The sequence below is a fragment of the Hymenobacter gummosus genome (assembly GCF_003970915.1).
In the GTDB taxonomy this organism is placed as follows: Bacteria; Bacteroidota; Bacteroidia; order Cytophagales; family Hymenobacteraceae; genus Solirubrum; species Solirubrum gummosum.
This window is the reverse complement of the sequence record NZ_RXOF01000004.1, coordinates 360,009-373,897: the sequence shown is the minus strand read 5'-3', so window position 1 is coordinate 373,897 and position 13,889 is coordinate 360,009. Positions and strand designations below refer to the sequence as shown.

General features: G+C 65.2%; 12 protein-coding genes. 6 read left to right on the top strand and 6 right to left on the bottom strand.

Going from position 1 to position 13,889, the window contains the following annotated elements; all coding sequences use genetic code 11:
- Positions 1 to 7 precede the first annotated feature (7 nt).
- A complete protein-coding gene (locus EJV47_RS09635; RefSeq protein ID WP_126692933.1) occupies positions 8 to 583 on the top strand; it encodes a DUF1990 family protein in 576 nt (191 codons plus the stop codon).
- The gene (locus tag EJV47_RS09630; protein WP_126692932.1) at positions 555 to 1,247 is read left to right on the top strand and encodes a DUF1990 domain-containing protein; all 693 of its coding nucleotides are present in this window, start codon (positions 555 to 557) and stop codon (positions 1,245 to 1,247) included. The genes EJV47_RS09635 and EJV47_RS09630 overlap by 29 nt, the downstream gene beginning before the upstream one ends.
- A gap of 191 nt (positions 1,248 to 1,438) precedes the next feature.
- Here EJV47_RS09630 and EJV47_RS09625 read toward each other — a convergent pair whose 3' ends face one another.
- On the bottom strand, positions 1,439 to 1,732 hold the full coding sequence (locus EJV47_RS09625) for a DUF3817 domain-containing protein (protein ID WP_243651088.1): 294 nt from the start codon (positions 1,730 to 1,732) through the stop codon (positions 1,439 to 1,441).
- Positions 1,733 to 1,851: 119 nt separating this feature from the next.
- Between EJV47_RS09625 and EJV47_RS09620 the strand changes: the two genes are divergently transcribed.
- Positions 1,852 to 2,895: an NAD(P)-dependent alcohol dehydrogenase gene (locus EJV47_RS09620; RefSeq protein ID WP_126692930.1), complete on the top strand. Its 1,044-nt coding sequence runs from the start codon at positions 1,852 to 1,854 to the stop codon at positions 2,893 to 2,895.
- 395 nt (positions 2,896 to 3,290) lie between these two features.
- Positions 3,291 to 3,893 carry a GldM family protein gene (locus EJV47_RS09615; protein WP_126692929.1) on the top strand — a complete coding sequence of 201 codons (603 nt, stop codon included), beginning with the start codon at positions 3,291 to 3,293 and terminating at the stop codon, positions 3,891 to 3,893.
- Here EJV47_RS09615 and EJV47_RS09610 read toward each other — a convergent pair.
- The 5 genes from EJV47_RS09610 to EJV47_RS09590 form a co-directional block, all read right to left on the bottom strand.
- Positions 3,890 to 4,417 carry a hypothetical protein gene (locus EJV47_RS09610; RefSeq protein ID WP_126692928.1) on the bottom strand — a complete coding sequence of 176 codons (528 nt, stop codon included), beginning with the start codon at positions 4,415 to 4,417 and terminating at the stop codon, positions 3,890 to 3,892. The two genes, EJV47_RS09615 and EJV47_RS09610, sit on opposite strands and share 4 nt — an antisense overlap.
- A 154-nt stretch (positions 4,418 to 4,571) precedes the next feature.
- Positions 4,572 to 5,225, bottom strand: coding sequence for a cytochrome b/b6 domain-containing protein (locus EJV47_RS09605; protein ID WP_126692927.1), 654 nt, complete (start codon positions 5,223 to 5,225; stop codon positions 4,572 to 4,574).
- A gap of 148 nt (positions 5,226 to 5,373) precedes the next feature.
- Complete coding sequence (locus EJV47_RS09600) at positions 5,374 to 6,606, bottom strand: pyridoxal phosphate-dependent aminotransferase (protein WP_126692926.1); 1,233 nt, start codon at positions 6,604 to 6,606, stop codon at positions 5,374 to 5,376.
- 61 nt (positions 6,607 to 6,667) lie between these two features.
- Positions 6,668 to 7,627, bottom strand: a complete 960-nt coding sequence (locus tag EJV47_RS09595; RefSeq protein ID WP_126692925.1) for a hypothetical protein — start codon at positions 7,625 to 7,627, stop codon at positions 6,668 to 6,670.
- 147 nt (positions 7,628 to 7,774) lie between these two features.
- The gene (locus EJV47_RS09590) at positions 7,775 to 9,322 is read right to left on the bottom strand and encodes an aldehyde dehydrogenase family protein (protein ID WP_126692924.1); all 1,548 of its coding nucleotides are present in this window, start codon (positions 9,320 to 9,322) and stop codon (positions 7,775 to 7,777) included.
- A gap of 548 nt (positions 9,323 to 9,870) precedes the next feature.
- Here EJV47_RS09590 and EJV47_RS09585 point away from each other — a divergent pair.
- Both EJV47_RS09585 and EJV47_RS09580 read left to right on the top strand, forming a co-directional pair.
- Positions 9,871 to 11,523, top strand: coding sequence for a glycoside hydrolase family 28 protein (locus EJV47_RS09585; protein WP_126692923.1), 1,653 nt, complete (start codon positions 9,871 to 9,873; stop codon positions 11,521 to 11,523).
- Between the two features lie 185 nt (positions 11,524 to 11,708).
- The gene (locus tag EJV47_RS09580) at positions 11,709 to 13,649 is read left to right on the top strand and encodes a glycoside hydrolase family 88 protein (RefSeq protein ID WP_126692922.1); all 1,941 of its coding nucleotides are present in this window, start codon (positions 11,709 to 11,711) and stop codon (positions 13,647 to 13,649) included.
- Positions 13,650 to 13,889 lie beyond the last annotated feature (240 nt).

Below are 13,889 nucleotides of genomic sequence, written 5' to 3'. Positions count from 1 at the left end.
TAGTCTTATGTCCAAATCAGTGCAGCCGGCCGACGAGGGGGCCGGGCCGTTTACCGAGCGGCGCTACTACATCGATGTTGCCCGTCCCAAGCTTGGCGTTACCGAGCTGATGCGCCGCATTCAGGCCCACCCGGAGGAGTTTTCGCCCGACCTGCTGGCCGACTTCGAGAAGAAGAAGGGGCAGCAGAACCGCATGCAGGTCGGCGACGAGTACCACATCAAGATTCTGGGGCCCTGGAACGGCTCGGTGCGCGTGACCGAAGTGGCCGACCAGCATTTCTCGCTCTGCACCCTCGAAGGCCACCCCGAGGCCGGCAACATCCGCTTCGCCCTGCGCCAGCTGCCCGGCCGGCCCGACACGCTGCGCTTCGAAATCCGCTCCCAGGCCCGCTCCCGCGACGGGCTGGTGGCCTTTGCCTACACCACCCTGGGCGTGGGCAAGCAGGTGCAGGAGCAAACCTGGGTGACCTTCTGCCAGCGCGTGGCCGAGGAAAGCGGCGGGGAGCCGCTGGGCCCGGTCCAGGTCGATACCACCGAACACACCGACGACGGTAATGAGCACGAGCACCACGAACGCGGCTAGCGCCACCGGCCGCCCCACCGCCCCGCCGCTGTGGGAGCAGTACAAGGCCCAGCTGGAGTCGTACCGCGAGGCCAAGGTCAACTACGATCTGGAGCGCGTGCACGAGTACACCGCCGAAACCGGCTGGCGCCTCGACGACTACCACACCGAGCTGCCCGCCGAGCCGCCCGGACCGCCCCAGCCCGGCGGCTCGTTTGAGGCAGCCAAGCAGGTGCTGCTAAACTACTCCTTCCCGCCGCCCGACCTGATTACCGGCATCTTCGTGCCCGATCAGCCCCTGGCCGAGCGCGTGATGCTGCTGCGGGCGCAGTTCCTGTTCTTTAAGTTCTGGTTCGGCGTGCGCATCGGCGGTGTGACGGACGAGCAGCAGGACACGCCCGCCGGCCCCGAGCAGGTGTGGGGCTACAACTACCGCACCCTGGAAGGCCACTTCGAAAAGGGCGAAATCACCTTCACAGTGCACAAAAACCTGAACACCGGCAAGGTGCGCTTCCAGGTGAAAGCCTACTCCCAGCCCGACCGCATCAAGAACATCTTCTACCGCATCGGCTTCAAGCTGTTCGGCCGGAGCCTGCAGCGCAAGTTTGCCCGCGAGTCGATGAAGCGGATGCGGATGCTGGTAGGGGAGGCGCTGCGGAAGGGCGGCAAGCCGGCAGCGAGCTGAGCGGAATGCTGCTTGTTGGGCCAAACGCAAGAACGTCATGCCGAGCGCAGCGAAGCATCTCGCGTGCTGATATCCGGTAACATATCTTCTCGTTGGACGAGAGGAATTGCTTGTGGAAGTCAGCACGCAAGATGCCTCGACAAGCTCGGCATGACGTTCTGTTATTCAGTGCAGCGCTTCAGGATTACCGCTTATTTCTCCTCCCGAAACAGCTTCTTATCGGCCCAGAACGTGCCCAGCGGCACCAGGGAAGCCACAAACGCCAGCGCGGCCTTGCGCAAGGACCAGCGGTACTCGACCGCCGCCCCGATGACCAGCAGCACGTAGAGCACGAAGAGTAGGCCGTGGGCCATACCCACGTGGCGCACGGCCTCGGGCTGGCCGAACACGTACTTCAGCGGCATGGCAATGCCCAGCAGCACCAGAAACGACAGGCCTTCGAGGAAGCCGACCACCCGCAGGCGGCCCAGAGAGGAAGAAAACATACGAGCAAACATCAGCAGCGGGCCAACAAAACCAACCGCCGCAAAGTTACCACCCCACGCCCGCCCGGTGGCCGCGCCGGGCCGGTGATTTTTGTCAATACCACACTTCCAACCTTCTAATGACCCAGACCAAAGCCTACGCGGCCACTTCCCCCACCACGCCCCTGGCCCCGTTCAGCCTGCAGCGCCGCGACGTGGGCGCCCACGACGTGCAAATCGACATTCTGTACTGCGGCGTGTGCCACTCCGACGTGCACCAGGCCCGCGACGAGTGGGGCGGCTCGACCTTCCCCATGGTGCCCGGCCACGAAATCGTGGGCCGCGTGGCCGCCGTGGGGGCTGAGGTGAGCAAGTTCCGGGCCGGCGACCTGGTGGGCGTGGGCTGCATGGTGGACACCTGCCGGCACTGCCACAACTGCCAGGACGGCCTGGAGCAGTACTGCGAGACGCACATCAGCTTCACTTACAACAGCACCCTGCAGGACCGCACCACGCGCACCCACGGCGGCTATTCCCAGCAGATTGTGGTCGACGAAAACTACGTGCTGCGCGTGTCCGACAAGCTCGACCTGGCCGGCGTGGCCCCGCTGCTCTGCGCCGGCATCACCACCTACTCGCCGCTGCGGCACTGGGGCGCCGGTCCGGGCAAGCGCGTGGGCGTGGTGGGCCTGGGCGGCCTCGGCCACATGGCCGTGAAGCTCGGGGCCGCCATGGGCGCCGAAGTCACCGTGCTCAGCACCTCGCCCGCCAAGGAAGCCGACGCCCGCGCCCTGGGCGCCCACCGCTTCGTGGTGACCAAGGACGCCGAAGCCATGAAGCAGGAGCGCAACTACTTCGACCTGATCATCAACACCGTCGGCTCCAACATCGACCTGAACCCCTACCTGGGCCTGCTGCGCCTCGACGGCACGATGGTGATGGTGGGTTTGCCGCCCACGCCCCCGCAGGTCGGCATCTTCCCGCTCGTCGGGCAGCGCCGCCGCCTGGCCGGCTCGCACATCGGCGGCATTGCCGAGACGCAGGAAATGCTCGACTTCTGCGCCGAGCACGGCATCACCTCCGACGTGGAAGTCATTGCCGCCGACTACATCAACGAGGCCTACGAGCGGATGCTGCGCAGCGACGTGAAGTACCGCTTCGTCATCGACGTGGCGACGCTGTAGATGTTGGATGAGCGGGTGAGTAGGTGAGCGGATAAAAAAGAACGTCATCCCGAGCGAAGCGAAGGAAGGCGAAGCCAAGGACCTTCCTCGCACCTCGCACCAACCGTCAATCCACGCAGCTACCGACAACGCCACCGCTGGCCTTGCATAAAAGGCCGGCGGTGGCGTTGTTGCGTTTAGGTCTTGCTGTTACCGCTATGCGTGTCGTTGCTTTCCTGCTGGTACTGAGCAGCCTGCTGCCGGGGGCGGCGCGGGCGCAGCTCTGGCGCTACCCCGACCCCTGCACGGAAGCGCACGACCGATGGAACAGCGCCAACAGCGGCTGGAGCGCGGCATCCGCCGAAGCAGCTCCCCAACCCACCTGCCGGCCCCGGCCGCTCATTCCGCTTTACTCCGTGTCGCCCGATTCGGCGCAGCTGGTGTTGCGATGTGAGAACCGGTTGCGCGTGCCGACGGAGCGGGGTAAGCTGCGGTTTTCGGCGGAAGGCGCTACGGTGACGCTGGATAAGCCGCACCGGCAGCTGCTGATTGTGCCCACGGCGGCAACGGTGGTATTACTGGTGAAGCGCGGACCAAAACTGCTGGCGCGCCGGGAATTTGATGCTGTTGTGCCGCCGCTGCCCGAGGTCAGATGCTGGCTGAGTGACATGCGCAATGCTACCATCGACCAAGGCGGTGCTCCTGATACCGTCAGGCAGCCTAACAGGCGCTTTGGAGTAGTGCTGCAAGCAGTACCGGCGGCGGATTTTTCTACTACAATGCCCGTAGATGCCCGTTACCGCGTTGGCCATTTTCAGCTGACGGTGCTGCGCGGCGGGCTGCCCGTCGTATCTGTGCGGCCCGCCGACGGGGAAATTGACTTAGCGCAGCTGCCCGTACAGCTACAAGCTGATGACCAACTGCTCGTGCAGGTACAGGACGTGCAACGGATGAACTTCCGGGGCGAAATAGAACGTACCCCCTGCTCTCAGCAATTCCGGCTGACAGTGCCGCGCTAACGCAGTTCGTACGCGCAGCGGAACGAGCCTTCGAACGTGTACTTCTTGCCGCTGCGGGGCGCATTGGTGGAGCAGCCCACTGCCCGGAACGTGCCCGTCAGAATCTGCCGCTTGGTGTCCACGGCCGTCACGCGCACCTCGCCCTGATTCACCCCGCAGGCCTGCGACTCGGCTACCTCGCTGCCCACTCGGTAAGTGGCCTCGGTGACGTGGGCGCTCAGAATTTCCTTGAAGCGGTACACCGCCGGCACGGGCTTGAACTCGTCCACCAAGATGGTCAGGCCCGGGTCGTCGGGGGCGTCGCGGCGGATCAGGTTCAGGGTAAGCACCTTGCCCGCGCCCTGCGACACCTCGATGCGCGAGTAGGCGGTATCGACGGGCACCGGAGCGCCGTTGAGCTTCAGGGTGAGGCGGTGGGGCAGGGCTTGCGGCGGCCGGCTGGCAGGGCCGGTGAGGGCCAGCAGCGGCAAGAGAGGCAACAGGCCGAGCAGGAAAGGGACGCGGGGCCGACGCAACGGATTCATAAGCACAGGCGGAAAAGCGGGCCGCTGCCGAAAATACGACAAGCTGCCCGGGCGTCAACGCAAAACCGTGCCAGCGACGTACAAAAAACGGCCCGGCGCCCGCGAAACGTGCTGTTCCAGGAGCGCCGGGCCGGGTACGGCTGACTCAGGGCCGCTACTTCCGGATTTCGCCGCCGTGAATCATGTCGGAGGTAATGTTCTTGTCCTTGTTCAGCTCGGCCCACACCACGCCGCCCAGGTGCAGGGCCACGAAGGCCAGCAACAGGTACATGTTCACGTTGTGGATTTCTTTCACCGTGTGCTCGATGTCGTGCAGGGCCTTAACGTCGTCGGCGTAGGTGAGGATGAGGCCGGTGACGACCATCACCGTCAGCAGCAGGTAGAACACCAGGTACGAGTACTTCACCAGCACCGAGTGCCGCAGCCGGAACGCGGCCCGGGGCTGCTCCTGCTGGTGCTCCTTGGAACGGCGCAGGCGGTGGCGGAAGGTTTGCAGCGCGGGGGCGGCCATTTCGGCCACCAGGCGCCAGCCCAGCAGCACGGCCAGCGTCACGCCCAGGTAGATGTGCCAGTCCCAGATGCGGTGGCTCACCAGCCGCCCGATGCTGCGGGCCTGCTCCTCGCTCAGGTTGCCCACCTCCTGAATCTTGCCGCGCAGCCCGCGCATGTTGATGATGTAGCGCAAAAACAGGATGGTGCTGAACAGCCCCGAAATGATGGCCGCGTTGCTCCAGTGCCACAGGCGCAGGGCGGCGGAGTATTTCTTGGTGGCCGGCACCTCGGCCGGCACAGCGTCAGATTGAGACATTTTTGTTAGGGTATGGGGGTAGGAGGGTGTGAGGGTAGGAGTTGTTTGAGTTTATCAGTTTGGGAGTTATTGAGTTTAGGGGGGCAGGAGCTGTCTGGTCGATAACTCTTAAACTTCCACTCTCTTAAACTCGCAAACTCAATAACTCCTACACTCCTACCCTCTCACCCTCATACCCTACTTCCTGCAGCACGCGGCCGGGGTAGGCCAGCAGACCGGCAGCCAGGCAGTTCATGGCGGCGTTGATGGCGTCCTGGTTGATAACGTAGGCCAGGCGCACCTCTTGGCGGCCGGCGCCGGGCGTGGCGTAGAAGCCCGCCGCGGGCGAAATCATCACCGTCTTTCCTTGGTGGTTGAACTCCTCCAACAGCCACTGCGCAAACCGCTCCGAGTCGTCGACGGGCAGGCGGGCAATGATGTAAAAGGCGCCGCTGGGGGTGGGGCACTCCACCCCGGGCATGGCGCGCAGACGCCGGAGTACCAGGTCGCGGCGGGCGCGGTATTCGGCCTTGGTGTGGTCGAAGTAGCTGGGCGGCAGCTCGGCGGCGGCCTCGGCGAAGAGCTGCCCCAGGCCGGGCGGACTCACCCGCAGCTGCGCGAACTTGAAGACGGCCTGGTACAGCGCCTTGTTCTTGGTCACGAAAGCCCCGATGCGGGCCCCGCAGGCGCTGTAGCGCTTGGAAATGGTATCGAGCACCACCACGTGCTCGGCTGCGCCGGGCAGCTGCAGCGGGCTGACGAACTCGGCCTCGTAGCAGAACTCCCGGTAGGCCTCGTCCGAAAGCAGGTACAAATCGTGCTGCTGGCAGAGCTGCAGCAGTTGCTGCAGCTCGTCGCGGCGGTACACGTAGCCGGTGGGGTTGTTGGGGTTGCAGATGAGAATGGCGCGGGTGCGCTCGGTCACGCGGGCGGCCAGCTCCTCGATGGGCGGCAGCTGAAAGCCCTCGTCGAGGTAGGAGGGCACGGGCACCACCCGCACCCCGGTGACTTCGGCAAAGCCCAGGTAGGGGCCGTAGAACGGCTCCGGGATGAGCACCTCGTCGCCGGGGTTGAAGCAGCACATGAAGGCGAACAGCAGCGCCTCGGAGCCACCGGTCGTCACCAGGATGTCCTCGGCCACCACCGGCATACCGATGCGCTGGTAGTAGCCAGCCAGCTTGTGACGGTAGCTGGGGTAGCCGGCCGTGGGGCTGTACTCCAGCACCCGGATGCTGGCCTGCTGCACCGCCGCCAGCATGGTCGGCGGCGTTTCGATGTCGGGCTGGCCGATGTTGAGGTGGAGCACGTGGACGCCGCGGGCCTTGGCGGCGTCGGCGTAGGGCGTGAGCTTGCGGTAAGGCGAGTAAGGCAGGCGTTGGCCGCGGTCGGAGAGCTTGGGCATGGTGCCTAAATATAGGCGGCCGATGGCACTTGCGCCATCCGGCCCCGGCGCGGCCACTTTCTCAGGCCGCCGCGCGCAGGGCTACCGCCATGGTGTACCAGTACCAGCGCCGCCGCTCCAGCAGCCCGGCGCCGGTCAGGTGCAGCACTTCGGCGTGGTCGTAGTGAAGGTCGTCCGCGTCGCCCGCCAGGGCCGGCCAGCGCCAGGGCTGCAGCAGCCACCAGGCGCGCAGCTGCCGGCGGATGCGCCGCTGCTCGGCCGCACCGAGGCCTTGGGCGTGCAGCTGCGCATCGAGGCTGCCGGCTTCGGTGGCGTCGTAGTCGGCGGCCAGGGGCGCGGCCAGCAGGTGCCACACATCAGGCCGCGCTACCACGGGCAGGCCGTTGCGCCGGGCAAAGGCGTGCAGGGCGCCGGGCTCGGCGGCCGGAAAGAAGATCAGCTCGTCGCCGGCCAGCACGGCGCTGCGGCCGTCGGCACCGACTTCGGTCAACTCCCCGGCGGCCACCCAGCCTCGGCCCGCCAGCCGCGACGCCGCGAAGGGGTAAGGGCGCAGCAGTCGTAGCTGCGCGTCCTCGAAGGCAAACACGGGCGCCTCGGGCTGCCCTTCGGCGGCCCACTGCCCGAAGTCGGGGGCAAACCGGGCCCGGTAGACCTGGCGCATTCCAAAGGAGCCCAGCAGCAGGCTCAGCAGCCCCAGAAAGCCCTCCGCCAGGCGCCCCGGCCCGCTGCTGACGCCCAGCCAGGAGCCCCGCCCCGGCGCTGAGGCAGCCGCCGCAACAGGCGCTGTGGAGTCGGGGCTTACGGGCTGGCCGTTGCGGGCTACCACCCGGCCCTGGTGTACGGTAACGGTGTGCAGCTTGGGCTCGGCCAGCGTCTGTTGCTCCGTGCCGGCCGCCGGGGCGCTTGTCGTTCGGAAGCCGCCGCGCGTGGCGTCCGTCAGCAGCAGGGCGCCGGCCAGCAGCAGGAAGACACTCAGGAGCAGGGGCGCGGCGTGCAGGTAGCGGGAGTAGAAAACAGGCATACGGTATGGCTAACGCAGCAAACGCGGGCGGCCGCCGAAAGCACGGAACCCTGGGGAGCAATATAGAGGCCGGCTCAAGGTTTCCACCAAAAACCAAAAACCCGTCAGCTGAAGCAGCCGACGGGTTTTTTACTAAATCTGTTGCACTCAGGTCGTCTCCGGCAGTAGGATGGCGTCCTCGTAGTTGCCGAGCACCAGCTCCGAGGGGGCGCCCTGCGTCACGGCTTCCACCAGCAGCTTGCCGCCCACGAAAGCGCCCTTCCACGACTCGCCCAGGCCGCCGAATACTTCCTCCCGGTCACCGCGGGAGCGGAGCTTGTTGATGCCCACCTTGAAGGCGCGTACTTCCTTGGCCGTGCGCTCGGCCCACTTGGCGTCGTCGGAGGCCACGGCGGCCACCAGGGCCCCGTTGGAAATGTTCATTTCGCCCACCAACTCCTCCACGCGGTCCACCAGTACCACCGAGTCGATGGGGCCGAAGGGTTCCTTGAAGTATAGCTCGCTCTGGCGCGGCAGGTTTACCAGGGCCCGCGGGGCGCGGTAGGCCGAACGGTCCTGGCCGGGCAAAAACAGCGAGTCGTCCAGCTGGCCCTCGTAGAACGGGGTGGCGCCGGTCTTGAGCGCGTCGGCGTAGAGGCGGTCGAGGTCCTCGGCCTGGCGGGCGTTAATCACCGGGCCGAACGCGAGGTCCGCCAGCTTGTCGTCGGGGTTATCGACCAGCGTGGGGTTGCCCACTTTCAGGCTGCGGATGGCCGTCTGGTAGGTTTCCAGGAACTGCGGGAAGGCGCTGCGCTGTACCACGAAGCGCACGTAGGCCGTGCAGCGCTGCTTGCCGTAGTCGTAGCCCTTCTTCAGCTGCTCGCCCAGGGAGTTCCAGTCGGTGAAGTTCCAGATGCCGTAGGTGTTCACGCCCTCCATTTCCAGCATGTAGCGCTTGTGCACCGAGGCCAAGGCATCGGCGATGTTGCGGCCGTTGTAGCGCCCGCCCACGAAGCTCAGGCAGTCGATGGCCTGGTCCTTCACCAGCACGTCGCTCAGCTCCCCGCCCGAGCCGCTGACCAGCGTCACGGGCAGGCCGGCGCGGCGGGCCAGGGCGAAGGCCAGGCTCAGGGAAATAAAGCCGCCGTCGGTGGGCGTTTTGGCCACGGCCGCGTTGCCGCAGAGCACCTGCACCAGCACGGCGTGCATCAGCACCGAGAAGGGGTAGTTCCAGGAGGCAATGTTCGACACGACGCCCAGCGGCTCGCGCTTACCGAGCATGTCCTCGATGTGGTCCACGTACCACTGCGCCCCGTCGATGCAGCGGTCGATGTCGGTGAAGCCCAGCTTGTAGGTTTTGCCGATTTCCCACATCAGCAGCTTGCCGATGAGGTCCACGTTGGCGCGCAGCTGGTCGAGGCAGTCCTGCACGCGGCGCTTGCGCTCATCCAGGTCCACCTTGGCCCAGTCGGCGGCTTCCTTATGGGCGGCCTGTACGGCGCGCAGGGCGGTGGCGCGGTCCAGCATGGGCAGCTGGCCCAGGGTGCTGCCGTCGATGGGCGAGACGAAGTCCTGGGGCTTGCCGGCTTCCTGCCAGCGGCCCTCCAGCAGGTTGAGGTAGTTGGTGCCGTTGTCGGCGAAGATTTCGGGCGTGACCTGCTTGATCTGGGCGAGCAGTCCGCTGAATTCGACCTGCGGGGAAACGATTTTAGGCATGGGTAGGGAAGAAGGGCGCCGCAACGCAGGCGGCGGGTTGTGGTATGGGACTTACGCGGTTCGTCGAACGTCATGTCGAGCGAAGCCGAGACATCTCGCGGGCTGACGCAGAATAGTAACCCAATCGTTTAACGAAGGAATTGCTATCGAGCGAGATGTCCCGGCTTCGCCCGACATGAGGTTCCTTCGGCGTCGGTCAACGAAGTACGCGAGATGTCTCGCGGGGCTCGACATGACGTTCGAAGGGGCAACCGGACTAGCGTTGACGTTCAACCGCTCGAAGAACGCGGAAAAATCTATGCTCCTACAGCCTAGGCCGCGGGAATGTTTTTGAGAACGTTCCCGACATCGTTTGCGCAAATAAAACCCTGACCCGTTTCGTGCCGCCCGCCGGCTTTGGCCTAATATCAGCTTTTAGAATGGCCGCCGTGCGTCGTGCGGCCAGTGGTGGCGGTTGTTTTCGGCCGCTCCTGCCGGGCGCAGGTCGTGCGCCCAGGCCCGCGTGCTGCCGCGCCGTCCGTCCCTTTTTTCCCACCCCGCTGCTGCCCATGAAAGCATTATTGCTGGCCGGTTTGCTTGCCGGCTTCGGCCCGCTGGCCGCCCTGGCCCAAACCCCCAACCTCCCCGCCGTCAAGACCACCGCCTTCCGCGCCGACACGATTTCCATCGTGAAGCACGGCGCCGTGGCCGACGGCCAGACCCTCAACACCGAGGCCTTCCGCAAGGCCATCGACGCCTGCTCGCAGGCCGGTGGCGGCGTGGTGCTGGTGCCCCGCGGCCTGTGGCTGACCGGCCCCATCGTGCTCAAGAACAACGTGAACCTGCACCTGGCGAAAGGCGCCCTGGTGCAGTTCTCGGCCAACCGCGCCGACTACCCGCTGATCAAAACCAACTGGGAGGGCCTCGACGCGGTGCGCAACCTCTCGCCGCTCTACGGCGCCGACCTGGAAAACATTGCCATTACCGGCCAGGGCACCTTCGACGGGGCCGGCGACGCCTGGCGCCCGGTCAAGAAGAGCAAGCTCAGCGAGACGCAGTGGGACAACCTGGTGGCCTCGGGCGGCGCGCTCAACGACAAGAAGGACATGTGGTACCCCTCAGCGCAGTCGTTGAAAGCCTCCACGGTGAAGCTGCCGGGCGTGCTCACGGCTGACAAAAAGGATGTGAAGGACTTCGAGGACGTGAAGGACTTCCTGCGGCCCAACATGCTTAGCCTGCAGCGCTGCAAGCGGGTGCTGCTCGAAGGCTTCACCATTCAGAACTCCCCGGCCTGGACCATCCACCCGCTGCTCTGCGACGACATCATCATCCGCGGGGTGACGGCCAAAAACCCCTGGTACGGTCAGAACACCGACGCGCTGGACCTGGAGTCGTGCCGCAACGGCATCGTGGAGGACTGCCTGTTCGATGTGGGCGACGACGGCATCTGCATCAAGTCGGGCCGCGACGAGCAGGGCCGCAAGCGCGGCGTGCCCACCGAGAACTTCATCTTCCGCAACACCCGCGTGTACCACGCCCACGGCGGCTTCGTCATCGGCTCGGAAATGTCGGGCGGGGCGCGCAACCTGTACGTGCAGAACTGCACCTTCATGGGCACCGACGTGGGCCTGCGCTTCAAGACGGCCCGCGGCCGCGGCGGCGTGGTGGAGAACATCTTCATCGACGGGGTGGACATGACCGACATTGCCGGCCAGGCCATCCTGTTCGATATGTACTACGCCGCCAAGGACCCCGTGCCGCTGAAAGGCGAGTCGACGGCGCCGCCCGAAATGAAGGCCGAGCCGGTCGGGGAGGGCACGCCGCAGCTGCGCAACTTCACCATCAGAAACGTAACCTGCAAGGGCGCCGAAACCGGCATTCTGGTGCGCGGCCTGCCCGAAATGGCCATCAAGAACGTGAGCATCGAAAACGCGGTGCTGGAGTCGGACAAGGGCCTGGTGTGCCAGGAGGCCGAGAACATCCGCCTCAAGAACGTAACCCTGCTCTCGAAGGAAACCAAGCCGGTGATGGAAATCCAGAACGCCCGCGACATCACCCTCGACGGCATCCGCTACGCAGGCGGGGCCGAGGTGATGCTGCGCGTGAGCGGCGACCGGACCAAGAACATCAAGGTGCAGAACACCAACACCAAATCGGCCAAGAAAGACGTGGAAATGGGGGCCAATGCCCCCAAGAAAGCCGTGTCGATTTCGAAAAGCTAGGGCGCTGGCGCCGGTTTAGCTGTCGAAGACCGCGTAACCGGTGCCCGCCATAAAACAGGCTTTCAGCCTGCGTGTAACTCCTGCTCGACGGGCGCCAAACGCAGGCTGAAAGCCTGCCCGATTTTCGGCACCGGTTACGCAACTTTCAGTTGCTAAACCGGCGCCAGTTCCGTCTCTCCATTTCTATGAAAAACCGCTTTCTTCTCCCGCTGCTGAGCCTGCTGGCCCTGGCTCCCGCCGCCGAGGCCCAGCAGGCGCCAGCCGCCAAGCCGGCCATGTCGCAGCGCATGGCCGACGCGTTTATCGGCTGGTTTCCGGATTCCATCGTCATCGGCAACCGCAAAACGGCCCGCTGGGACTACGAGCAGGGCCTGATGATGAAGGCCCTGGAGCGCGTGTGGCAGCGAACCGGCGACCCGAAGTACTTCACCTACATCCAAAAGGACCTCGACCAGTACATCCGGCCCGACGGCAGCATCCGCACCTACAAGCTGGAGGACTACAACCTCGACAACCTCACCACCGGCCACGCCGTGCTGCTGCTGAGCCAGGTAAGCCTGGGTAGCGCCGCCACCCAGCAGAAGTACGTAAAGGCAGCCCAACTGCTGCGCCAGCAGATTGAAGGGCAGCCGCGCACCAAGGCCGGCGGCTTCTGGCACAAGAAGGTGTACCCCAACCAGATGTGGCTCGACGGCCTGTACATGGCCGAACCCTTCTACGCCGAGTACAGCAAGGTCTTCAACCAGCCCGCCGGCTTCGACGACGTGGCCAAGCAGTTTGCGCTGATTGAGAAGAACCTCGTCGACCCCAAAACCGGGCTGCTGTACCACGGCTACGACGAAAGCCGGGAGCAGAAGTGGGCCAACAAGCAGACCGGCCAGTCGCCGAACTTCTGGGACCGGGGCATGGGCTGGTACGCCATGGCCCTGGTGGACGTGCTCGACTACTTCCCCCAGGACCACCCCGAGCGGAAAAACCTCATCAAGTACGCGCAGCGCCTGGCGCCCGTGCTGGTGAAGTACCAGGATGCCAAGACCGGCACCTGGGCGCTGGTGGTCGACCAGGCCGCGCGCAAGGGCAACTACGCCGAGGCCTCGGGCAGCAGCATGTTCGTGTACTTCCTGCAGAAGGGCGTGCGCATGGGCTACCTCGACAAGAAGTACGCCGAGGCCGCCCGCAAGGGCTACGACGGGCTGCTGAAGACTTTCGTGGCCGAAGACGGCGGCGCGCTGGCCCTGAACGGCACGGTGAGCGTGGGCGGCCTGGGCGGCAACCCGTACCGGGACGGCTCGTTCGAGTACTACCTCTCGGAGCCGCTGCGCAAAAACGATTTGAAGGGCGTCGGGCCGTTCATCCTGGCCAGCGTGGAGATGGAAACGGCCGCCGGGCAGGCCGTGGGCCAGGGCAAAACCGTGGCCGTGGACAACTACTTCAACCACGAGCTGCGCAAGAACCCCATCAGCGGGCAGGAAGAAACCTGGCACTACACCTGGGACGACCGTACGCACGGCGGCTTCTACTTCTGGGGCACGCAGTGGCGCGACCTGGGCGCCCGCACGAGCTACGTGACGACGGCCCCCACGTCGGCTTCGCTCAAGAACGTGGACGTGTACATCATCGTCGACCCGGACACGAAAAAGGAAACCGCCAAGCCCAACTTCGTGCAGCCCGCCGACGTGCAGGCCGTAACCGACTGGGTAAAGGCCGGCGGCGTGCTGGTGCTGATGGCCAACGACACCTCCAACTGCGAAATTCCGCGCTTCAACAAGCTGGCCGAAGCCTTCGGCATGCACTTCGACGCAGTAAACCTGAACATGGTCAAGGGCAGTCAGTTTGAGCAGGGCCTGGTGGAGCTGCCGGCCGGCAATGCCGTCTTCAAAACCGCCCGCGCCGCCTACATCAAGGAGCTGGCCCCGCTCACCCTCAGCGGCCCCGCCAAACCGCTCATCAGCCAGGGTAAGTACGTCATCATGGCCACCGCCAAAGTGGGCAAGGGCACCGTCTTCGCCGTGGGTGACCCGTGGCTGTACACCGAGTACGTCGACGGCCGCAAGATTCCGGCCCAGTTCCAGAACTTCAACGCCGCCAAAGACCTGGCCACCTGGCTGCTGCAGCAGGCTAAGTGAGTGATTAGGGGATTGGGTGAGTAGGTAACAAGCCCGTCATCCTGAGCAGAGCGAAGGACCTTCCTTTAGCCCCGCACCGCCGCTGATGCCAACGCGCTGACGCCAAGCAGCCAGAACGAGAAAGCGCAGCCACCAACAGCAGGGCGTTGGTGGCTGCGCTTCTCAGTTGGTGCCGGGTGTGAGGAAAGTCCTTCGTCCTCGCTTGATGCGCGACATGCTCAGGATGACGTTCTTTTACGT

Excerpts from the sequence above, each read along its gene's own strand:
- EJV47_RS09590 (WP_126692924.1), bottom strand. The coding sequence starts at position 9,322 with ATGCCTAAAATCGTTTCCCCGCAGGTCGAATTCAGCGGACTGCTCGCC.
- EJV47_RS09600 (WP_126692926.1), bottom strand. The coding sequence starts at position 6,606 with ATGCCCAAGCTCTCCGACCGCGGCCAACGCCTGCCTTACTCGCCTTAC.
- EJV47_RS09630 (WP_126692932.1), top strand. The coding sequence starts at position 555 with ATGAGCACGAGCACCACGAACGCGGCTAGCGCCACCGGCCGCCCCACC.
- EJV47_RS09585 (WP_126692923.1), top strand. The coding sequence starts at position 9,871 with ATGAAAGCATTATTGCTGGCCGGTTTGCTTGCCGGCTTCGGCCCGCTG.
- EJV47_RS09605 (WP_126692927.1), bottom strand. The coding sequence starts at position 5,225 with ATGTCTCAATCTGACGCTGTGCCGGCCGAGGTGCCGGCCACCAAGAAA.
- EJV47_RS09635 (WP_126692933.1), top strand. The coding sequence starts at position 8 with ATGTCCAAATCAGTGCAGCCGGCCGACGAGGGGGCCGGGCCGTTTACC.
- EJV47_RS09625 (WP_243651088.1), bottom strand. The coding sequence starts at position 1,732 with ATGTTTTCTTCCTCTCTGGGCCGCCTGCGGGTGGTCGGCTTCCTCGAA.
- EJV47_RS09610 (WP_126692928.1), bottom strand. The coding sequence starts at position 4,417 with ATGAATCCGTTGCGTCGGCCCCGCGTCCCTTTCCTGCTCGGCCTGTTG.
- EJV47_RS09620 (WP_126692930.1), top strand. The coding sequence starts at position 1,852 with ATGACCCAGACCAAAGCCTACGCGGCCACTTCCCCCACCACGCCCCTG.
- EJV47_RS09595 (WP_126692925.1), bottom strand. The coding sequence starts at position 7,627 with ATGCCTGTTTTCTACTCCCGCTACCTGCACGCCGCGCCCCTGCTCCTG.
- EJV47_RS09580 (WP_126692922.1), top strand. The coding sequence starts at position 11,709 with ATGAAAAACCGCTTTCTTCTCCCGCTGCTGAGCCTGCTGGCCCTGGCT.